The sequence below is a fragment of the Streptomyces lacaronensis genome (genome assembly GCF_047337785.1).
Taxonomy (GTDB): domain Bacteria; phylum Actinomycetota; class Actinomycetes; order Streptomycetales; family Streptomycetaceae; genus Streptomyces; species Streptomyces lycopersici.
Window position 1 is genome coordinate 3,566,024 of sequence record NZ_JBLHDK010000003.1, and the last position, 21,834, is coordinate 3,587,857.

At 71.2% G+C, this 21,834-nt stretch carries 15 protein-coding genes; 10 read left to right on the forward strand and 5 right to left on the reverse strand.

The features are described 5' to 3' along the window. Window positions 1–205: 205 nt before the first annotated feature. The gene (locus ACMTAK_RS14995) at window positions 206–3,487 is read right to left on the reverse strand and encodes a GH92 family glycosyl hydrolase (protein WP_413806707.1); all 3,282 of its coding nucleotides are present in this window, start codon (window positions 3,485–3,487) and stop codon (window positions 206–208) included. Between the two features lie 231 nt (window positions 3,488–3,718). Here ACMTAK_RS14995 and ACMTAK_RS15000 point away from each other — a divergent pair, with 231 nt between their 5' ends. Then, the gene (locus ACMTAK_RS15000) at window positions 3,719–4,636 is read left to right on the forward strand and encodes a GNAT family N-acetyltransferase (protein ID WP_413806708.1); all 918 of its coding nucleotides are present in this window, start codon (window positions 3,719–3,721) and stop codon (window positions 4,634–4,636) included. Window positions 4,637–4,719: 83 nt separating this feature from the next. Here ACMTAK_RS15000 and acnA read toward each other — a convergent pair whose 3' ends face one another. After that, a complete protein-coding gene (gene acnA, locus ACMTAK_RS15005) occupies window positions 4,720–7,452 on the reverse strand; it encodes an aconitate hydratase AcnA (RefSeq protein ID WP_413806709.1) in 2,733 nt (910 codons plus the stop codon). A gap of 294 nt (window positions 7,453–7,746) precedes the next feature. Here acnA and ACMTAK_RS15010 point away from each other — a divergent pair, with 294 nt between their 5' ends. Both ACMTAK_RS15010 and ACMTAK_RS15015 read left to right on the forward strand, forming a co-directional pair. Beyond that, complete coding sequence (locus ACMTAK_RS15010; protein ID WP_413806710.1) at window positions 7,747–8,646, forward strand: LysR family transcriptional regulator; 900 nt, start codon at window positions 7,747–7,749, stop codon at window positions 8,644–8,646. A 74-nt stretch (window positions 8,647–8,720) separates the two neighbouring features. Further along, window positions 8,721–9,278, forward strand: a complete 558-nt coding sequence (locus ACMTAK_RS15015; protein WP_413806711.1) for a Uma2 family endonuclease — start codon at window positions 8,721–8,723, stop codon at window positions 9,276–9,278. Window positions 9,279–9,284: 6 nt separating this feature from the next. On the opposite strand, the gene ACMTAK_RS15020 is transcribed toward ACMTAK_RS15015, so the two are convergent. Together ACMTAK_RS15020 and ACMTAK_RS15025 are read right to left on the reverse strand one after the other, a co-directional pair. Then, window positions 9,285–9,644 carry a GntR family transcriptional regulator gene (locus ACMTAK_RS15020; RefSeq protein ID WP_020867895.1) on the reverse strand — a complete coding sequence of 120 codons (360 nt, stop codon included), beginning with the start codon at window positions 9,642–9,644 and terminating at the stop codon, window positions 9,285–9,287. Between the two features lies 1 nt (window position 9,645). Further along, window positions 9,646–10,614, reverse strand: coding sequence for a hypothetical protein (locus ACMTAK_RS15025; RefSeq protein WP_413806712.1), 969 nt, complete (start codon window positions 10,612–10,614; stop codon window positions 9,646–9,648). A gap of 133 nt (window positions 10,615–10,747) precedes the next feature. Here ACMTAK_RS15025 and ACMTAK_RS15030 point away from each other — a divergent pair, with 133 nt between their 5' ends. Then, entirely contained in the window at window positions 10,748–12,277 is a 1,530-nt protein-coding gene (locus ACMTAK_RS15030) for a helix-turn-helix domain-containing protein (protein ID WP_413806713.1), read from the forward strand. A gap of 107 nt (window positions 12,278–12,384) precedes the next feature. On the opposite strand, the gene ACMTAK_RS15035 is transcribed toward ACMTAK_RS15030, so the two are convergent. Beyond that, window positions 12,385–13,362 (reverse strand): AraC family transcriptional regulator, encoded by a 978-nt coding sequence (locus tag ACMTAK_RS15035; protein ID WP_413806714.1) that lies wholly within the window; start codon window positions 13,360–13,362, stop codon window positions 12,385–12,387. Between the two features lie 40 nt (window positions 13,363–13,402). Here ACMTAK_RS15035 and ACMTAK_RS15040 point away from each other — a divergent pair, with 40 nt between their 5' ends. The 6 genes from ACMTAK_RS15040 (at window position 13,403) to ACMTAK_RS15065 (ending at window position 21,813) form a co-directional block, all read left to right on the forward strand. After that, on the forward strand, window positions 13,403–14,134 hold the full coding sequence (locus tag ACMTAK_RS15040) for an SDR family oxidoreductase (protein WP_413806715.1): 732 nt from the start codon (window positions 13,403–13,405) through the stop codon (window positions 14,132–14,134). A 222-nt stretch (window positions 14,135–14,356) separates the two neighbouring features. Beyond that, a complete protein-coding gene (locus ACMTAK_RS15045) occupies window positions 14,357–16,525 on the forward strand; it encodes a glycoside hydrolase family 27 protein (protein WP_413806716.1) in 2,169 nt (722 codons plus the stop codon). A 117-nt stretch (window positions 16,526–16,642) separates the two neighbouring features. Beyond that, on the forward strand, window positions 16,643–17,935 hold the full coding sequence (locus tag ACMTAK_RS15050; RefSeq protein WP_413806717.1) for an ABC transporter substrate-binding protein: 1,293 nt from the start codon (window positions 16,643–16,645) through the stop codon (window positions 17,933–17,935). Window position 17,936: 1 nt separating this feature from the next. Further along, a complete protein-coding gene (locus ACMTAK_RS15055) occupies window positions 17,937–18,872 on the forward strand; it encodes a carbohydrate ABC transporter permease (protein WP_413806718.1) in 936 nt (311 codons plus the stop codon). Next, entirely contained in the window at window positions 18,872–19,726 is an 855-nt protein-coding gene (locus tag ACMTAK_RS15060; protein WP_413806719.1) for a carbohydrate ABC transporter permease, read from the forward strand. The genes ACMTAK_RS15055 and ACMTAK_RS15060 overlap by 1 nt, the downstream gene beginning before the upstream one ends. Beyond that, the gene (locus ACMTAK_RS15065) at window positions 19,723–21,813 is read left to right on the forward strand and encodes an alpha-galactosidase (protein WP_413806720.1); all 2,091 of its coding nucleotides are present in this window, start codon (window positions 19,723–19,725) and stop codon (window positions 21,811–21,813) included. Before ACMTAK_RS15060 ends, ACMTAK_RS15065 begins: the two co-directional genes overlap by 4 nt. Window positions 21,814–21,834: the final 21 nt, after the last annotated feature.

Genomic DNA, 21,834 nt, shown 5'->3' on the forward strand with positions numbered 1-21,834 from the left:
TGTCTCCCCTCCCGGGCCCGCGACGCCAACTGTCGGCGAAGAGTTCCTCCGCACGTGAGACGGTCACCGCACGGTCAAGCCACGTGTCGAGAAGGTCCCTGGGCTTCGGCCCGGGTGAAGAACTGACCACGCGTCGAACGCCGGAGAGATGAGGGCAAGTGCTGGTGGCACTTGCCCTCATATCACTCCATGGTGTGCGCCGGACTCAGCCGCGGGCGACCGCGAAGACGTGGAGATCCGCGTTGTCGGGGAGGGTGACGCTCTTGACCGTCTTGCCCTCCGGCGCCCGGAACGCCTTCGTGGCGAAGATGTAGGCGTCCACCACATCCTTGTCGCCGCCGCTGATGTTGCGGTACGGGGTCTTGGCGAGGGTCACATTGCCGTATTGGACGGTTCCGGCGCCGCCGCCCACCGTCCAGTCGGTGAAGGACAGGTCCGCCTCGTCCGAGCCGCCATCCGTGTAGGTGACCTTGGCGGTGGCCTTCTGGTTGCCGTTGACTGCGCTGCCGATGAAGGAGAGGCCGGTGGACGGGGGCAGGGCGATGGTCTGGCCGGTGGCGGAGGCGTTGTCGGGGCGGCCGGACGGGGAGGCGGGCCAGGTGTAGTCCAGGCCCTGCGTGGTCCCCTTGGCGCCCGGCTCGAGGCCGGCGGCGGCGAGGGCCTGGCGGGAGTAGCTCCAGCCGCCGCCGTCGTAGTCGCCCTCGTCGTGCTCGCCGGCGTCCTCGGTCGCGCCGACGTTGTTGTACGCGGCGAGCAGCGAACCCGGGGCGGCCACGGTCAGCGTGATCGGCTGGACGACCTCGGTGCCCTCGCTGGTCACCGTCACCTTCGCGTCGTAGAACCCCTCGGCCGTGTCCTTCCCCGCGCGCAGTGCGATCTCCGCCGTGCCGTCCGCGCCCACCGTCCCGGAGGCGGGCGAGGCGGTGATCCCGTCGGGGGCGTCGGTGGTGAAGCGCACCTCGGGGCGGTCGCCCTCGCTGACCGGGACGGCGGCCACCTTCACGGTCAGGCTGTCGCCCGGGGCGAGCGTGCCCGTGGTCGGGCCCACCCCGATCTGGTACGGCTGCTCGCCCTCGCGGAAGGAGGGCGGGGCGTCGGACGGGGCCGAGCCCCAGGCGCGGTCGGGGGCGTCGGACAGGGTGTAGTCCAGCGTTCCGCCGTGCCGTACGAAGGACTCGGGCAGCCAGGGGCGGTCGCTCGCCCGCCCGTTCACCTTCAGCGCCTGGACGTAGGGCGCGCCGGGCGCGGCCTGCGGGGCGCGGATGGAGATGTCCCGGCCGCCGCGGTCGATCTCGATCCGCGGGAAAAGGGGCGAGGCCAGCACCAGTTCGGCGCGGGAGGGTACCTGCGGATACATGCCGAGGGCCGAGAAGACGTACCACGACGACATCTCGCCGAGGTCGTCGTTGCCGGGGATGCCGTCGGACTTCGTGGTCCACAACTGGCGCATCGCGGCGCGCACGGTCTCCTGTGTCCTGTACGGCTGTCCCGCGTAGGCGTACAGATAGGGGACGTTGATCGACGGCTCGTTGTCCAGCTCGGACTTCTCGCCGCCCGCCCCCGTGAGCGCCCAGCCGCCGTCGGCGTCGTGGAAGAAGGCGTCCAGACGCTTCACCGCGGCGTCCTTACCCCCCATGGCGGCGAAGAGACCCGCGGGGTTGTGCGGGACCATCCAGGTGTACTGGGCGCTGGTGCCCTCGACGAAGCCGTTGCCGGTGGCCGGGGTGAAGCCGGTGACCCAGCTGCCGTCGGCCTTGCGGTTGGCGGCATAGCCGCCGGTCTCCGGGTCGGCGGCGGCGTTGAAGTTGTTCTGCCACCACTGGGCGCGGCGCGCGAAGGTCTCGGCGGTGTCCTTACGGCCCGCGGCCCGCGCCAGCTGGGAGAGGGCGAAGTCCGCGCCGGACATCTCCAGGGTCTCGGCCGCGCCGCCCCAGGCGTTGGAGACGGACGGCATGTAGTGCAGCTTCAGATACTTGTCGAGGGAGGGCCGCTGACCGGCCGACATGATGGGCTTGCCCGCCGGGCTGAGGTCCTTCTCGGTCGGTTCGGTGGCCGCCTTGACGAGCGAGTCAAGGGCGGCGTCGAGGTCGTAGTCGTCGCCGCCGAATGCCCGGATCCCGGCGAGGGCGGCGGCCGACGGGTCGCCGTTCATCACATGCGTCCCCGAGGCGCCCTGGAGCCAGCGGTCCCAGACGCCGCCGTTCTGCTGGGCGAGGTTCAGCAGGGACTGGGCGATGTCGGAGCCCTTGTCCGGCTCCAGCAGGGTGAGCAGTTGGAGCTGGGAGCGGTAGACGTCCCAGCCGGAGAAGGTGCCGTACTGGGCCCGGTGGCCCCGGCTCACCCGGTGCACCTCACCGTCGCTGCCCCGGTAGCGGCCGTCGGTGTCACTGATGACGTTGGGGTGCAGCAGCGAGTGGTAGAGCGCGGTGTAGAAGGTGGTGCGGTCCGCGTCCGCGCCGCCGCCGACCCGGATGGCCGACAGCTGCCGCCGCCAGGCGTCGTACGCGGCGCTCCGCACCTGGTCGAAGCCGCGCCGCGGCGGGTTCTCGGCGGCGAGGTTGGCCCGGGCGCCCTGGTCGCTGACGTAGCTGATGCCGACCTTGACGCCCACCCGGCGGGTGCCCGGGGCGAATTGGAGATAGCCGCCGGAGCCCTTCCCGGCCACCGGGCGGCCGTCGCCGCCATAGCCGCCGGAGCCGCCCTGGGCGCTGGTGGTGCCGGGCCGCAGGGTGCCGTCCCGCCAGGTGCCCTGGGCGGTGAAGGCGGTGTCGAACGTGGCGGTGAAGTGCAGCGTGTAATAGCTGCGGCGCCCCTCGGGGTCGAGATAACCGCAGAAGTTGCCGCTGGTGACCGAGCCGGAGACGGTGCGGTGCGCCGGGTCGATGGTGAGGTCGGCGTCCGAACTGCCGACCTCGGAGGAGGAGGTGCGGATCAGCAGGGAGGCGGTCTTGTCCGCGGGGTAGGTGAAGCGGGCCGAGCCGGTGCGGGCGGTCGCGGTCAGCTCCGCACCGGCGCCGGAGGCGAGGGAGACCTTGTAGCGGCCGGGTTCGGCGGTCTCGTCGGAGTGGCTGAAGTCGGAGGCGTAGACCTGGTCCTCGGTGTCGGCGGCGGGTGAGGAGGTGACCTCGCCGACGTGAGGGAAGAAGGGGATGTCGCCCGCGCCGCCCGCACAGCCGGTGCCGGACATATGGGTGAGGCTGAAGCCGCGGACGCGGGTGGCGTCGTAGTGGTAACCGCCGGGCGCGGCGGTCCGGGTGGCGTCGCCGCGGGTGTTCTCCGGGCTCCACGCCAGCATGCCGAAGGGCGTGACGGCACCGGGGAAGGTGTTGCCGCCGGCCGAGCTGCCGATGAGCGGGTCGACGTACGCCGCCGGGTCCTTGACCAGCGTCGGCGGCGGGGCGGCCGACGCGGGCGCGGTGGCCGCGGTGGCGAGGAGCCCCGCGGTCAGGGCCGCGGCCGCCAGGGCGGCCAGGGGTCTTGAGGGCATTGCGGTCCCACCTTGTTCGGAAGGGCCGCGATCGCCGGGTCGAGCAAGCCGTGGGGACCGTACCGCACGGGGGCCGTCGGCCGTAAGGGTGCGGTGACGGTCTTGACAGGGACACCTGGTTGGCGGCGTACTGATCGTTACAGTCAGCCTGACAACGTTGTCGCGTTCGCCGGTCGAGCAAGCCGCTTCCGCGTACCGACAATCGCTCATCGGACGCGCCATCATGGGCGCATGATCCTCCGCCAGCTACGTGACACCGACGAGGACGCCGAGGCGGCATGGGAGGTGGTGGCCGCCGCCTTCGGGGACTCCGCCGCCCTCCGGGACTCGGCCGCCCTCGGGGACCCGGCCGCCCTCGCGGGCAAGGACGGATGGCCGCCGGGATACGTGGCCGAGGTCCATGAGCGGAACCGCCATCTGGCCCGCACCGACCCGGGCGGCTGCTGGCTCGCCCTGGACGAGTCCGGGATGCCGCTCGGCGTGACGCTGTCGGCCCGGCGCGAGGGCACCTGGGGGCTGTCGATGTTCGCGGTGCTGCCACGGGCCCAACGGCAGGGCGTGGGCCGGGAGTTGCTGGCCGCGGCGCTGCTGTACGGACGGGGATGTCTGCGCGGCATCATCTGCGGATCGGAGGACGCGCGCGCGGCGAGCACCTACCGGCGCGCGGGGTTCGCGCTGCATCCGGCCATGCGGCTGCGCGGCACGGTCGGACCGGAGACCAAGGAGCGGCTGTCCCCGCCGGACGGCGCGGTGCACGAGGGCGTGGCCCGCCACCGGGACCTGCTGGACTCGGTGGACCGCCGCACCCGGGGCGGCGCGCACGGCGCCGACCACGAACTGCTGCTCACCCAGCGGCGGTTGCTGGTGGTGGACGACCTCGCGGGCAGCGGCTACTGCTACGTCGGCGAGGACGGCAAGGTCGAGATGCTGGCCGCGACCTCGCGGCGGCTGGCGAAACGGCTGCTGACCGCCGCGCTGCTGTGCCTTCCGGAGGGCACCGACGCGCGGGTCGCGGGGCTGACGGCCGAGCAGCAGTGGGCGGTGGACGTGGGGATCGAGGCCGGGCTCGAGCTGTCCACCGGCGGCTATGTGTGTCTGCGGGGGATGCCGCCGCCGATGCCGTACATCCCTTCGGGGACGTTTCTCTGACCGCGGTGCCACCCGGCACGCGAACGGGCCGCACCCCCGCCCGGGGGTGCGGCCCGTCGTCGCCGTGAGCCGCTGGGCCGCGCTTACTTGCGGATCAGCGAGCGCAGCACGTACTGCATGATGCCGCCGTTGCGGTAGTAGTCCGCCTCGCCGGGGGTGTCGATGCGCACCTTGGCGTCGAACGCAACTTCCCCTCCGCGGTCGTCCCTGGCCTTGACCTTCACCGTCTCCGGGATGCCGCCCTCGTTGAGCGCGGTGACGCCGGTGATGTCGAAGGTCTCCTCGCCGGTCAGGCCCAGCGACAGCGCCGAGGCGCCCTCGGGGAACTGGAGCGGCAGGACGCCCATGCCGATGAGGTTCGAGCGGTGGATGCGCTCGTACGACTCGGCGATGACGGCCTTGACGCCGAGCAGCGCGGTGCCCTTGGCGGCCCAGTCGCGGGACGAGCCGGAGCCGTACTCCTTGCCCGCCAGGATGACCAGCGGGGTGCCGGCGGCCTGGTAGTTCTGCGAGGCGTCGTAGATGAAGGAGACCGGCCCGCCGTCCTGGGTGAAGTCGCGGGTGAAGCCGCCCTCGGTGCCGGGCGCGATCTGGTTGCGCAGCCGGATGTTGGCGAAGGTGCCGCGGATCATGACCTCGTGATTGCCCCGGCGGGAGCCGTAGGAGTTGAAGTCGCGACGCTCGACACCGTGCTCGGTGAGGTACTTGCCCGCCGGGGTGTCTGCCTTGATCGCACCGGCCGGGGAGATGTGGTCGGTGGTGACCGAGTCGCCCAGCTTGGCCAGGACGCGGGCGCCGGTGACGTTCTCGACCGGCGCCGGGTCCATGGTCAGGCCCTCGAAGTACGGGGGCTTGCGGACGTAGGTGGACTCCGCGTCCCACTCGAAGGTGTTGCCGGTCGGCACGGGCAGCGCCTGCCACTGGGCGTCACCGGCGAAGACGTCCTGGTAGGACTTGTTGAACATGTCCTCGCCGATGGCGTTGGCCACGACCTCGTTGACCTCGGCCTCGGTCGGCCAGATGTCCTCGAGGAAGACCGGCTTGCCCTCCTGGTCGGTGCCCAGCGCGTCCGTGGTGATGTTCACCTTCATCGAACCGGCGATGGCGTACGCGACGACCAGCGGCGGGGACGCCAGGTAGTTCATCTTGACGTCCGGGTTGATCCGGCCCTCGAAGTTCCGGTTGCCGGAGAGCACCGAGGTGACGGCGAGGTCGGCCTCGTTGACGGCCTTGGAGACCTCGTCCGGCAGCGGGCCGGAGTTGCCGATGCAGGTGGTGCAGCCGTAGCCGACCAGGTTGAAGCCGACCTTGTCGAGGTAGGGGGTCAGGCCCGCCTTGTCGAAGTAGTCGGTGACGACCTTCGAGCCCGGCGCCAGGGTGGTCTTGACCCACGGCTTGCGGGTCAGCCCCTTCTCCACCGCCTTCTTGGCCACCAGCGCGGCGGCGACCATGACGTACGGGTTCGAGGTGTTGGTGCACGAGGTGATCGCGGCGACGGTCACGGCGCCGTGGTCGATCTCGTACGTGGACCCGTCGGGGGCGGTCACCAGGGTCGGCTTGGTGGGCACGCCGTTGGAGACGGCAGGGGCGTCGGAGGCCGGGAAGGACTCCTTGCCCGCCTCGTCCTCCTCCGCGTCCGGGACGTAGTTACGGACGTCCTGCGCGAACTGCTGCGCCGCCTCGGCGAGCACGATGCGGTCCTGCGGGCGCTTCGGACCGGCGATCGACGGGACGACCGTCGACAGGTCCAGCTCCAGCTTCTCGGAGAAGTCCGGCTCGGCGGCCGGGTCCAGCCACAGGCCCTGCTCCTTGGCGTACGCCTCGACCAGCGCGAGCTGCTGCTCGCTGCGGCCGGTGAGCTTCAGGTACTTGATCGTCTCGTCGTCGATCGGGAAGATCGCGGCGGTGGAGCCGAACTCCGGCGACATGTTGCCGATGGTGGCGCGGTTGGCGAGGCTCGTGGCCGCCACGCCCTCGCCGTAGAACTCGACGAACTTGCCGACGACACCATGCTTGCGCAGCATCTCGGTGATGGTCAGCACGAGGTCGGTGGCCGTGGTGCCGGGCTTCAGCTCACCGGTCAGCTTGAAGCCGACGACGCGCGGGATGAGCATCGACACCGGCTGGCCGAGCATCGCGGCCTCGGCCTCGATGCCGCCGACGCCCCAGCCGAGCACGCCGAGGCCGTTGACCATGGTGGTGTGGGAGTCGGTGCCGACCAGGGTGTCCGGGTACGCCTGGCCGCCCCGGACCATGACGGTGCGGGCCAGGTGCTCGATGTTGACCTGGTGGACGATGCCGGTGCCGGGCGGGACGACCTTGAACTCGTCGAAGGCCGTCTGGCCCCAGCGCAGGAACTGGTAGCGCTCCTTGTTGCGGCCGTACTCCAGCTCCACGTTCTGGGTGAAGGCGTCCGGCGTGCCGAAGCGGTCGGCGATCACGGAGTGGTCGATGACCAGCTCGGCCGGGGCCAGCGGGTTGATCTTCGCCGGGTCGCCGCCGAGCTCCTTGACCGCCTCACGCATGGTGGCGAGGTCGACCACGCAGGGCACACCCGTGAAGTCCTGCATGATCACGCGGGCCGGCGTGAACTGGATCTCCTGGCTGGGCTGGGCCTGCGAGTCCCAGCCGCCCAGCGCGCGGATGTGGTCGGCGGTGATGTTCGCGCCGTCCTCGGTGCGGAGCAGGTTCTCCAGCAGCACCTTGAGGCTGTAAGGGAGCCGGGCCGACCCCTCGACCTTGTCCAGCCTGAAGATCTCGTACGATTCGTCGCCCACCTGCAGGGTGCTGCGGGCGTCGAAGCTGTTCGCCGACACGACAGTCTCCTTCATGCATGATTTCGCGCGTACCACCGCAATGCTGCCGTCACATGCCCGCGCCGATCCGCTAAGGTATGGCTAAGTTAGGTAAGCCTTACCGGCGCGGGGCGGCTGTGCGCCTTCCAGCAGATATCTCGATGTCGAGATAACTCTAGTACATCGCCCCCGCACGGTCATGTCCTGCCCGGGTGCGGGCGCGGTCGGGGCATCGATGTTCACCCGTGTTCACTCGTGTTCACCGGTAAGGGTGATCGCCGACTGAGCCGCCCCCACCACCGCGATACTGCTGCCATGGACCCGCATCTGCTCCGCACGTTCATCTCCGTGGCCCGCTGCGGATCCTTCTCCGACGCCGCCCATGAGCTGGGCTTCACCCCCGCGGCGGTCTCCGAGCACATCGCGTCCCTGGAAGCGGATCTGCGGACGACGCTGCTGACCCGGCGGCCGGTCATGCTCACCAGCGCGGGCGCCCGGCTGCTGGAACACGCCGGTCCGCTGCTGCTCCGTCTGGACGCGGCGCGGGCCGACGTCGAGCGGCTGTCGGGGTCGGGCGGCGCCCGGCTGGTCGTGGGGGCCTCGCCGCTGGCGATGACCCCGAGAATCGCCACGGCCCTGGACCGGGTGCGCCAGGCGCATCCGGCCGCCAAAGCCTCCCTGCGGATCCTCGGCCGCCGGGAGATCCCGGCCGCGGTGGCGTCCGGAACCCTGGACCTGGGACTGATCGACGGCCCGGCCACCCCCGCCGACGCCCTGCCGCTGCCCGAGGTGGGCCCGCTCACCGCGGTCACGGTCGCGGAGGCCCCGCTGGTGGTCGCCCTGCCCACCGGCCACCCCCTGGCCCGCCGCCTCGGCCTGCGACTGGCCGACCTCGCCGACACCCACTGGCTGGATGCCCCGGACGCCGCCATGCCGCTCGAGCAGCTGCGCGCGGTCAGCCGGACCGACGGCTTCCGCGCCTCGCTGACGTACGAGGGCACCGACGTCCGCGGCCTCCTCACCCTCACCGCCGCCGACCACGGCCTGGCCCTCCTCCCCCACCCCGCCACCAAGGGCACCCCCGGCATCGTCACCGCGCCCTTGATCGCCCCCCGCCTCCTCCACCGCACCGAGCTCCTCCACGGCCCCGCGGTCGACGGCCCGGCCCGGACGCTGGCGGCGGTGGTGACGGGGGATCGTCACCGGTACGGGTGATCCCCGGGCCGTGACCCCGCACACCGCGTATCGGCCGCGATAGACCTCGCGTTCCGAAACCCGGTGGAGGACCGATGAGCACACGACCACCCGCGTACCCGGCCGACGATCCCGAGACCGCCCTCAAGTACGCGGTCCAGCGCATCCGCGGTTTCGACCGCGTACAGATCATCGAGGGGTTCATCGAACCGCTGTCGCCGGCTTGGGATCACGAGACCACGATCGGGAAGGTCCGGGAGCGCATGGCGCCCAAGGTGAACGCCCTGGGCTGCATGGCGGGATCAGGCGATCTGGACTTCCCCGGCACCCCCAACTGGTTTGTGCCGGACCTCGCCGTCGTCCCCCGGGAGCTGACCAAGGACGCCGGGGTCCTGCTCCCCGACCAGACCCTGCTGATCGTCGAGGTGACCTCCGAGTCGAACGGAGACACCGACCGGGTCGTCAAGCGGCGCCGCTACGCCGAGTACGGCGCCCCGCTGTACCTCCTGGTCGACCGGCAGCAGCGCGCCTGCACGCTCTACTCCGCGCCTGGCAACCTCGGCTACACCAAGGTGGACGGTCCCCACCCCTTCGGCACCCCGCTCCCGCTCCCCGAGCCGTTCGACCTGGAGCTGGACACCTCCGAGTTCTGACGGGCCTCAGCCGCCCGCGAGGCGGGTTCTGACCAGGGTCAGGACCTCCTCGTCGGAGAGGCCCAGGGCGCGGGCCTGGTCCACCAGGCCCTGGACGCCCTCCAGGAGCCGGGCGCGGGCCGTGGGCTGGTCGCCGGTGACGACCGCGCCGCGGCCTCGGCGGAGTTCGATCAGGCCCTCCTCGCGGAGCCGTTGGTAGCCGCGCAGGACCGTGTGGACGTTGACGCCGAGGGATTCGCCGAGCGCGCGGGCGGCGGGGAGGCGTTCGCCGGGGCGTACGGTGCCGTCGGCGATCGCGCCGCGTACGGAGGCGGCGATCTGGTCGGCCAGCGGGACCGCGGAGCCGGGGTCGACGCGGAAGAGCATCTCAGCCGCGCTCCCCCGCCGCGGGGCGGTCGCGCTCGATCAGGGTGTTGAGCAGCGCGGCGGCGGTGGCGGCGTCGTCCACCGTCACCGCGAACTCCCGGCCCGTGGCGAGCGTCAGGAACAGCGCGTCGCCGGAGCGGAACACCAGGGCGCTGCCGCCGCCGCGGACCCGATAGCCCCAGCCGCCGAGACTCAGCGCGGCGGCCTCGCGGCTGGTGGCCCGCTCGATCCGGTCCAGCGGTATCCGCATCCGGGGCCGCGGGGCGAACCATAAGGCCACGGCCAGGCCCCGGCGGTCGACGGTCACCCGGCAGCGGGCCAGTGCCGTGCAGACCAGCCCGATGACGATCAGCCACGCCTCCGTCCCCAAGCCCACGGCGAACAGCACCGCGCCCAGCAGCGTGGTCCCCACGCCCACGGTGAGCAGCACGGGCGATCCGACGGTGCGCGTCCAGATGGCCACTTCGCCCGTGGCCAGCGGGAGCCGGGGCGCGGCGGCCCGCCGCCCGGCATCGGTCTCCGGCGCCGCGTCCCGGCTCGCGAGCAGCCGGCCCAGCGCGCCCATGAGGGCCGCGACGGCCAGGGCGATGCCCAGTTGCCACAGGGGCTGGGAGACCCGGGAGGCGCGGGTGGCGTCGGCGTTGGCGAAGAGCAGGGCGGCGAAGGCGTAGCCCAGCAGGCCGGACACGCCGTAGCCGAGGGCGACCGCGAGCCGCTGGGCGCGGAGGCCCTTGGTCAGGCGGAGGGTGGGTACGAGGGTGAGGAGGCCGGAGCCGAGGAGGACGGCGGTGGCCACCGAGAGGAACGCACCCGTACCGGTGAATCCGTCGGCCTTCCCGTCCGCGCCGAAGTGCGTGGCGAGCGGGTCCGGCAGCCGGTCGCGCAGCCCGGCGAAAGTCGCCACGACCACCGCCCACGCCAGCACAAAGGGCAGTGCGACGACCAGCGCGCGACGTCGGACAGGACGCATATCGACCCCTCACTTCACTCCGTGTTTCCCCACTTGTTCGCATACTAATAGAACAATGCCCGAGTGGAGAGCCGTCACTCCTTCCGCCCCTCACGTCGCGTGCGCATCTCATATGTGAGATAGCCTCTTCTCCATGACTGACGACTACCTCTCACGTATCGGCAAGCTCATCCGTGACGCCCGTCAACACCGGGGCTGGACCCAGTCCCAGCTCGCGGAGGCCCTCGGCACAAGCCAGAGTGCGGTCAACCGCATTGAGCGGGGAAACCAGAACATCAGCCTTGAGATGATCGCCAGGATCGGCGAGGCCCTGGACAGCGAGATCGTCTCCCTCGGCTACGCGGGCCCGATGCACCTCCGGGTGGTCGGCGGCCGCCGGCTGTCCGGGGCCATCGACGTCAAGACGAGCAAGAACGCGTGTGTGGCGCTGCTGTGCGCCACGCTCCTCAACGCGGGCCGTACGACGCTGCGGAGGGTCGCCAGGATCGAGGAGGTCTACCGCATCCTCGAGGTTCTGGGCAGCATCGGCGTCCGCACCCGCTGGATCAACGACGGCGCCGATCTGGAGATCGTGCCGCCCGCCGTGCTGGACCTCGAGTCCATGGACACCGAGGCCGCGCGCCGGACGCGCAGCGTCATCATGTTCCTCGGCCCGCTGCTGCACCGGATGGACCGCTTCCGGATTCCCTACGCGGGCGGTTGCGACCTCGGCACCCGCACCGTGCAGCCGCATATGACCGCCCTGCGCCACTTCGGCCTCGAAGTAACCGCCACCGACGGGATGTACCACTCCCACGTCGACCGCTCGGTCACCCCCACCCGCGCCATCGTACTGACCGAACGCGGCGACACCGTCACCGAGAACGCGCTGCTGGCGGCCGCCCGGCACGACGGCGTCACGGTGATCCGCAACGCCTCGTCCAACTACATGGTCCAGGATCTCTGCTTCTTCCTGGAGGAGTTGGGCGTCAAGGTCGAGGGCGTGGGCACCACGACGCTGACCGTCCACGGCGTGGCCCACATCGACCGCGATGTCGACTACTCCCCCTCCGAGGACCCGGTCGAGGCGATGAGCCTGCTGGCCGCCGCCGTCATCACCGAGTCGGAGCTGACGATCCGCCGGGTGCCGGTGGAGTTCCTGGAGATCGAGCTGGCCGTCCTGGAGGAGATGGGGCTGGACCACGAGCGCGGCCGGGAGTACGCGGCGGACAACGGCCGCACCCGGCTGGTCGATCTGACCGTGCGCCCGTCCAAGCTGCAAGCCCCCATCGACAAGATCCACCCGATGCCGTTCCCCGGCGTCAACATCGACAACGTGCCCTTCTTCGCGGCGATCGCGGCCGTCGCCCAGGGCTCGACGCTGATCCACGACTGGGTCTACGACAACCGCGCGATCTACCTCACCGAGCTCAACCGCCTAGGCGCCCACGTCAAACTCCTCGACCCGCACCGCGTCCTGGTCGAGGGCCCCACCCGCTGGCGCTCCGCCGAGATGATGTGCCCGCCCGCCCTGCGCCCCGCCGTGGTCGTACTGCTGGCGATGATGGCCGCGCCGGGCACCTCCGTGCTGCGCAACGTGTACGTCATCAACCGCGGCTACGAGGATCTCGCGGAGCGGCTGAACTCGATCGGCGCCCAGATCGAGACCTTCCGCGACATCTGACGAGCGGCAGCAGATCGCGCGTCGGGACAGCACCGGCTCGGTGCGCTACCGGCGCGCGATGATGCTGTTGGCCCCGGCGGGCGACAACCGGGCGCCGGTGATCGCCCTCAAGGCCGCGGCCTGACCCGCCCGGCATCGCGAAATTGTCTGGGTGAGGAGCCGACCACGCGACGGAATGCGGTGCTGAACGCGCTCTCGGATTCATAGCCGGTCGCGAATGCCAGTTCGGAGATCGATTGAGTGCCGCGGCGCAGGGCATCGCGGGCAAGGCTCATTCTCCATTCGATCAAGTAGGTCAGTGGTGCGGTTCCGACCTGCTTCTTGAAGGATGCGGCGAACAGCGAGCGTGACATGCAGCTGATACTGGCGAGCTCTTTGAGTGTCCAATGGTGCGCCACGTCCGCGTGCATGGCGCGAAGTGCGGCACCGATGCCGTCGTCGTTGAGCGCCCCCAGCCAGCCAGTGGGCCGGCCGGATTGGTCGGCGTGGGCGCGCAGCATATGGACGAACAGGATCTGTGCGAGATGGTCCAGGACCAGAGAGCCGCCGACGGCGGTGGTCTCGGTTTCGGCGACCATCAGTTCGCTCAGGTGCGCGAGCAGCCGGCCTCGGGGATCCGCGGCATGGACGTGCACGAGCGGCGGCAGAACATCGATCAGGATTGAGGCGTTCATGTCGTCGAACGAGAAGTGCCCGCCGCACAGGTAGGTGTCTTCCTCGTCCTTGGGTCCGATACGCACAGCGCCGTTCACAGCGCTGTCCCACAACGGCTTCGCAGAGCGGGGTTTCACGGTGGGCGAGCTGGCCAGTACGTAGGGCGGAGGGTTGCCCAGCAGATAGAAGTCGCCCTCGTTCAGCCGAACGGGCTCGAGCCCTTCGATGGCCAGCCAGCATTCGCCACGCACGACGACGCCGAGCTTCACGTGGGGGAACGGGTCGAAACGCACCGCCCACGGTCCCGCGGCGTGGAGGCCGGCTTCGACCACGGTGCGGGGCCGCAGAAGGCCGATGGCATCAGCGATCGGATCGCTGGAGCCGAGCACCGATCCATTCGTGGACGATGCATAAAGAATCGGAGACTTCACATGATGCATCGTACCGCTTTGGTACCGCAGTATCGAGATCATGAACACCGCGAAGCAAACGGCGCTTATCACAGGCGCCAACAAGGGCATCGGATTCGAGACCGCACGTCAGCTCGCGCAGCAGGACTTCACGGTCTGGCTGGGGTGTCGCCATCAAGGGCGAGGTGAAACCGCGGCAAAGGAACTCTCCCAGGATGGAGACGTTCGATTTGTCAGCCTCGATGTGACCGATACGGAAAGCGTCAGGGCCGCCGCAATGCACATCGGCGACGAAACCGGCGCGCTGGACGTGCTGGTCAACAATGCGGGCGTCGCGATCGGGGAAGGTGAAGGTCTTCCCGGTGCGGTGCGGCTGGAAACGATCCAGCACACGTTCGACGTGAACTTCTACGGGGCTCTGCGCGTCACGCAGGCATTCTTGCCGCTCGTACAGAAGGCGAGGGCCGGACGCATCGTGAATGTGAGCAGCACGGTGGGGTCGATCACCACGCTCGTGTCTCCGGGCAACCCGCTGGCGCAGTTTCCGGCCTTCGCCTACCCCGCGTCGAAGACCCTCATCAATGCGCTCACCGGATGGTTCGCCGTCGAACTCAACGATACGCCAATTAAGATCAACTCCGTGTGCCCCGGGTACGTCGCCACCGATCTGAACAACCACCTCGGAACGGAGCATCCAGCACAAGGCGCGAAGGTCGTCGTGCGCGCCGCCACGCTCCCGGCGGACGGTCCCAGCGGCAGCTTCTTCGACGTGAACGGCCCCGTGGGCTGGTGACCTTCAGGGCGCCGGCGGGCAGCTCCGCCACTTCCACGCAGGTGCCGTGCGGCATGTCCCGCCCGACCTCGGCGCGGCGGAGGGCTGTTTAAATAAATTAGGAATAATTCTTGACAGGGTTTCGGCCACGGGCCACAGTCTTCGCCGTGACGCCGACGACGCCCTGTCCGAGGGCGGCCGCGTCATGTCTTCCTCCTGCTTCCCAACCCTCGGGAGAGGCACGTGACTTCACCCCCGCCCGCGCGGAGACCCCGCCACCGCACCCTCACCCGCGGCGCCGTCGCGACCGCGATCGCCGTGGTCCTGGCGACCGCCGCGGGCCCCACGGCCACGGCCGCACCCGCCATGGACCAAGGGGCACCCGCCGTGGACCAGGGGGCGCCCGACTACTACGAGAGCGGGCTCGCCCCGACGCCCTACATGGGCTGGAACACCTACTACGGACTGGGCGCGCCCACCGAGAAGGAGGTGCGGTCGGTCGCCGACCGGCTCGTCAGCAGCGGGTTGCGCGACAGCGGTTACGACATCGTGTGGCTGGACGGTGGCTGGCAGGCCGACGACCCGCGTGACGCGCGGGGGCGGCTGGCGGCTCACCCGGACCGCTTCCCGTCCGGTATCCCGGCCCTCGTCTCCTTTCTGCACCAGCGCGGTCTGCGGGCCGGTATCTACACCGACGCCGGCACCTACGACGGCGGCAAGAGCTGCGGCCTCGGCAGCCGTGGCCACTACACCGAGGACGCACGGCAGTTCGCGGACTGGAAGATCGACGCGATCAAGGTCGACTTCCTGTGCGGCATCGGCGAGAAGCTCGATCCGGGCCCGGCCTTCAAGGAGTTCGGCGACGCGGTCGCGAAGTCCGGGCGCCGGATGCTGCTGAACCTGTGCAATCCGCTCACCGACGACTGGGGCCTGCCGCACACGCCCGAGCAGGACGCGCACAACGCCTTCGCCTACGCCCCGACCATCGCGGACTCCTGGCGCACCGGCACCGATATCGCCTGGGGCACCCCGAGCCCCGGCCAGTGGCCCAATGTGCTGCGCACCATGGACGCCAACGCCTGGCACCCCGAGGCGCAGGGGCCCGGTCACTACAACGACCCCGACTACCTCATCCCCATGCGCCGCATGGCCGACGGCTCGCTGGAGCTGACGGAGGAGGAGTCCACCACGCAGCTGGTGATGTGGGCCGAGATGGGCTCCCCGCTCGTCATCGGCTCCGACCCCCGCACGCTGTCCGATTCGATGCTCCGGACGCTGCGCAACCCGGAGATCATCGCCGTCGACCAGGACCCGCTGGCCGTCCAGGGCGTGCGAGTGGCCACCGACTCCGTCGGCGACGTCTACAGCAAGGCCCTCTCGGGCCACGGCCGGCGCGCCGTCGTCCTGCTCAACCGCTCGGACCGGCCCGCCGAGCGCACGGTGACCTTCTCAGACGTGGCGCTGGGCGGCCCGGTCACGGTCCGCGACCTGCGCGCGCGTACCGGCCGCGGGACGCACACCGGGTCGTACACGGTCGAGGTGCCGGCGCACGGCACCGCGTTCCTCACGCTCACCGGCGAGGACGCCCTCCCCGGCGCGGACCTGGGCCGGCAGACCTCGGCGAGCCCGGCCGTCGTACGCGACGGCGACACGCTGACCACCTTCTTCCGCGGACCGGGCGGCACCCTCGTCCAGCACACGGACGACGGCGGCGACGGCGGGCCGCGGACGAGGGATCTCGGCGGCCCGGCGAGCGGGCGGATCCTCGGGCAGCCCGCCGCCCACGCCTCGGCGGGCGGGCGGATCGACGTCTTCGTGCGGGGCGCCGACTCCCGGGCGTACCGGCGGGTCTTCGCGCACGGGCGCTGGGGCGGCTGGGAGGGCCTCGGCGGGAGGCTGACCGACGCGCCGTCGGTGGCGTTCACCGACGGGACGCACTGGACGCTGACCGCGCGCGGCGCCGATGGGCGGATCACGCAGCGGGGGCCGTCGTCCGGCTGGTCGTCGCTCGGCGCGCCGGGCGACCGGCCGACGTACGGCAGGCCGTCGGCCGTCGTGGACGCGCGGGGGCGGATCCATGTGGCCGGCCGGACCTCGGCGGACGAGGTGTGGACGCGGTCGCGCGACGCCTCCGGGCAGTGGTCGGAGTGGAGTTCGCTCGGCGGGACGGTGAGCGGCAGCCCGACGCTGGTCGCCATGGGCGACGCGGTGGTGCTGTACGCGCGGGCCGGCGACTACACCCTCTGGCAGCGGCGGTACGAGAACGGCGGCTGGCAGGGGTGGACCAAGCGGCAGGAGTTCCCCGGCGCCGCGTTCGACGGTGCGCTCGGGGCGGTCGCGGGTCCGGACGGCGCGGTCGACGCCGTGTACCGCGGGGTCGATGGTTCCGTACACCGAACCCAGTTCAAATAAATTAGGAATTAATATTGACGTGGTGCGAGCGCCACGCGAACCTGGACCCGCCGCGAGCGCGCCCCGGCCCCGTCAGCGGGGCCGGGCCCCGCCGGGTGGATCCACAAGGAGCGCTTCATGAGACACGCACACCCCAGCCGACGGCTGTTCCTCGCCGGCCTCGGCGCCGCCGGGACCACGGCGCTGCTCAGCGGCTGTGTCACCGCCGGCTCCTCCGGCAAGAGCTCCTCCGGGGGCGGAGCGGTGACCTTCCAGTCCAACCTGTCCGCGCCGCAGGCGAAGGCGGCGATGGAGGACCTCGTCGCCGCCTACGCCAAGGAGGGCGCCGGGCGCGCCACCCTCAACACCGTCGCCGCCGAGACCTTCCGCACCCAGCTGCCCACCTATCTGACCTCCGCCAACCCGCCCGATGTGTACACCTGGTACCCGGGCTCGGTGGCGGACGCCTACGCGCGCAAGAACCTGCTGCTCGACCTCGGCGAGGTGTGGTCATCCTCGCCCGACCTCAAGCGCTACTCCAAGGCGCTGACCACCCAGTGCACCTCGACCGCCGGAAGGAAGGTCTTCGTGCCCAGCACCTACTACTGGTGGGGCATGTTCTACCGGAAGTCCCACTTCGCCAAGTGGGGCGTCAAGGAGCCCAAGAGCTGGGACGACTTCCTCGACCTGTGCGACAAGCTGAAGGCCGAGGGCGTGACGCCGATCGGCCTCGGCGCCGGCAGCAATACCCCGTGGGTGGCCTCCGCCTGGTTCGACTACCTCAACATCCGCGTCAACGGCGCCGACTACCACCGCCGGCTCCTCGCCGGAAAGCAGCGCTTCGACGACCCCGAGGTGCGCGAGGTCTTCGACCGCTGGCAGGAGGTACTTCCCTACTTCGACCCCGACGGCACCGCCCTCGCCTTCCAGGACGCCACGACCGCCCTGCTCGCCGGCCGGACCGGCATGATGCTCATCGGCACCTTCTTCGCCGACGCCGCGCCCAAGGGCGCCCTCGACGACATCGACTTCTTCCGCTTCCCGGTCATCGACCCCAGGGTCCCGCTCGCCGAGGAGGCGCCCACGGACGGCTACTTCGCCAGCGCCCGCACCGGACACCGCGACGGGGTCTTCGAGCTGCTGCGCTACCTCGCCACGGCCGAGGCACAGGAGATCTACATCAAGGGCTCGTCGGGCACGGTCCTGCCCTGCCACCCCGACGCCGAGGACGCCGGGACCGCGCTGGTCAAGAAGGGCCGCAAGCACGTCGAGGAGGCCGCCGAGATAACCCAGTTCTTCAACCGCGACTCGAGCGACGCCCTTCAGCCCACCGCGGACACCGCGCTGACCAAGTTCCTCGCCAAGCCGAAGAGCATCGGTTCGATCCTCACCGACTGGCAGCGCGACGCCGAGAAGGTCTGGAAGGCGTGACGTGGCCGTCCTCACCGCGCCCGAGCGCACCTCCCCTGCGCCGCCCCCGCCCCGCGGCAGGTGGGCCCGGGGGCCCCGGCGCACGCCCCCGCTGGTGCTCGCCTTCCTCCTCGTCCCGCTGCTCGCCGAGTCACTGTGGGTGTTCTGGCCCGCGCTCCAGGGCTTCTATCTCGCCCTGACCAAGTGGGACGGGGTGTCGGCACCCGAGTTCGTCGGCCTGGGCAACTTCGCCGAGATGGCCCACGACGAGGTCTTCCGCACCGCGGCCGTCGACACCGTGCTGTGGCTGGTGCTGTTCGGCGGCCTGTCCGCGCTCCTCGGCCTCGGCGCCGCGCTGCTCCTCCAGCAGGAGCGCCGGGGCGTGGGCTTCTACCGCGCCGCCCTGTTCCTGCCCGTCGTGTTCTCCCTGGTGGCCACCGCGCTCGTCTGGCAGGCCATCTACCAGCCCGACGGCGTCCTCAACCGGCTCCTGGAGTCGGTCGGCCTGGACAGCCTGCGCCACGCCTGGCTCGCCGACCAGGACACCGCCCTCTACGCGGTCATCGTGCCCGCGCTGTGGCGCCAGGTCGGCTATGTGATGGTGCTGTACCTGGCCGGGCTCAAGGGCATCGACCCGGCGCTGTACGAGGCGGCCAAGGTGGACGGCACCGGACGGTGGCAGCGCTTCCGGCATGTGACGCTGCCCCAGCTGCGCAGCGTCAACGCCGTCGTCCTGTCCGTGATCGTCATCGACTCGCTGCGCTCCTTCGACGTCGTGTGGTCCCTGACCCGGGGCGGCCCCTACCACTCGTCCGAACTGCTGAGCACCTATATGTACTCCACCGCCTTCCAGTCCCTGCGCCTGGGCTACGGCTCCGCCCTGGCCGTCGTGATCTTCGTGCTGGCCTTCGGCGTCATCGCCTCCTACCTCGTCCGCGCCTTCCGGGAGGCCGACTGATGACGGCACTTCGCAGCTCCGCGGCCCTGCGCCGGCGCCGCGCGGCCACCGCCGGCTTCCACCTCGGGGCCGGGGCGCTCGCCGCTCTGTGGCTGCTGCCCATCGCCCTGGTCGTGGTGACGAGCCTGCGCTCCTTCGACGACATCTCCGCCCACGGCCTGGGCAGCCGGCCCCACTCCTTCACCCTCGGCAACTTCCAGCAGGCGTGGAGCGACGGCGGCCAGCAGCGCGCTCTGATCAACAGCCTGATCGTGACCGTCCCGTGCGTGCTGGTGACCCTGGCCCTGGCCGCCATGGCCGCGTTCGCCCTCAGCCGCTACGAGGTGCCCTTCCGCCGCTCCCTGCTGCTGCTGATGCTCGGCGGCAATCTGCTTCCGCCGCAGATCCTGCTCATCCCGGTGTCCAAGCTGAGCGAGCTGATGGGCGTCCACGACACCCTGCCCGCCCTCATCGGCGTGCAGATCGGCTTCGGCGTCGGCTTCTACGTCTTCGTCCTGTACGGCTTCATGCGGGCCATTCCGGTCGAGATCCAGCAGGCCGCCGTCGTCGACGGTGCCGGTCCCTGGCAGATCTTCTGGCGGATCATCCTGCCGCTCAGCCGCCCGGCGCTCGCCGCGCTCAGCGCCCTGTCCTTCACCTGGATCTTCAACGACCTGCTGTGGGCCATCACCGTGCTGCGCAGCGACACCAAGATGCCCATCACCGCCGCCCTCATCGGGCTCCAGGGCCAGTTCGTGTCGATGTGGAACGTGATCGCGGCCGGGTCCGTCATCGCCGCGGCACCCACCGTGGCCGTCTTCCTCCGGTTCCAGCGCCACTTCGTGGCCGGTCTCAACCTCGGAGCGGTCAAGTGACGCCGAACCAGCGCTGGACGCTGCGCACCGACCGGACCAGCTATACGGTGCGGCTGTCCCCGGACGGCCCCTGGGCCGAGCTCGACGCCTGGGGCCCGCTCGGCGTCGAGACCGGCCCCTCCGCGCTGGACTGGTCGCACCGCACCCACTTCATCACCCCCGCCGACGCGGCGCCCGCCGAGTACCTGCCGTACGGGCTGCGGCCGTTCACCGGCGCCGACCTGGTGGCCGCACGCCCCGGTGCGGAGCGCGGCGTGTGGTGGGCGTTCGAGGGGGCCGCGGAGGAGGCGGGGAGTCTGCGGCTCACCTTCACCGACGATGTGCTCGGCCTGCGCACGGCCCTGTGCTACGCCACGGTGCCGGGCACCGACGTCATCCACCGCTGGACCGAGCTCAGCTGCACCGGCGACGAGGAGCTGTGTCTCGAGCGTTTCGACTCGGCCGCCGTGAACGTCCCCGTCACCGCCGGAGCCCGGCTGACGTATCTGGCCGGTCAGTGGTCGCAGGAGTTCCAGCGCACCCAACTCACCCTGTCCAGGGGCACGTTCACCATGGGCAGCCGTCAGGGCGTGCCCGGACACGCCTACGCGCCCTGGCTCGCGGTCCAGGACGCCGCGGACCCGGGCGACGCCCCCGCCTACGGCCTGGCCCTGGAGTGGCCCGGCAACTGGCACCTCACCGTGGAGGCCGAACCCGGCGGCGCGGTGCGGATACGCGCGGGCCGCGTACCCCACGAGGGCCGGGTGCGCCTGGCGCCCGGCGACACCCTCACCACACCACGGCTCGCCTGCGCGTTCAGCGCCGACGGACTGGACGGGCTGTCCCGCGTCTGGCACCGCTACGAACGCCGGCTGACCGGCGAGCGGCTGCGCCGCCCCCGCAAGGTCCTCTACAACTCCTGGGAGGCCACCGCCTTCGACGTCGACGCGGCGGGGCAGCTGGAGCTGGCGAGGGCGGCGGCGGACATCGGGGCCGAGCTGTTCGTGGTCGACGACGGATGGTTCACGGGCCGCGCCGACGACACCGGCGGACTGGGCGACTGGTACCCCGACCCGGTGGCGTTCCCGGAGGGCTTCGGCCGGTTCGTGGCGGACGTCCGCGCCCTGGGCCTCGACTTCGGCCTGTGGATCGAGCCGGAGGCCGTCAGCCCCGGCAGCGCGCTGTACGCCGAACACCCGGACTGGGTGTACCGGATCGACGGCCGTCCGGCCCGGCTGGTGCGCCACCAGCTCCTGCTCGACCTGGGCCGGACCGATGTCCAGGACTTCGTCATCGCGACCCTGGACCGGCTGCTGACCGGCCATGACATCAGCTACCTCAAGTGGGACATGAACCGGCCGCCGACCGAGCGCGGCCGCCCCGGCGCCGGTCCCGCCGACCGCCTCGACCTGGACGCCCAGCACGTCGCGGGCTATCTGCGCGTCCTGGACCGGCTGCGCACCGCCCACCCCCGGGTCACCGTGGAGGGGTGCGCGGGCGGCGGCGCACGCGTCGACCACGCGACGATCGCCCGCACCGACGTCGTCTGGCCCAGCGACAACACCGCGCCGCTGGACCGGCTGGCCGTCCAGTACGGCTTTCTGCACGCCCATGCCCCGCATGTGATGAGCTCCTGGGTCACCGACGCCCCCGGTGTCTTCGACCCCCGTCCGCGCAGCCTCGCCTTCCGCTTCGTCACCGCCATGTGCGGAGTCCTGGGCATCGGCGCCGACCTGCGCCACTGGGACGCCGGGCGGCGCGCCGAGGCCGCTCGCTGGATCGCCCGCTACAAGGAGGTGCGCGATGTCATCCACCTCGGCGAGGCCCGGCTCCTGGGCAGCCCGCTGGACGCCACCTGCGGGGTGCAGTACGACGGTCCCGACGGACGCACCGTCGTCGCCGCGCTCGGCACCGGCCGCCTGGACGGCGCCCCGCTCGTCCCGGGACGTCCGGCCCGGCTCCGGCTGCGCGGCCTCGACGCGGCCGCCCGCTACCGGGACGCCGCGTCGGCGACCACCTACAGCGGCGCCCATCTGCTGCACTACGGGCTGCCGTTCGCCTGGAGCGCCGAGCACGACGCGGAACTGGTGGTCCTGACCCGGCAGTAGAGCCCCCGCCCCCGCCCGAAG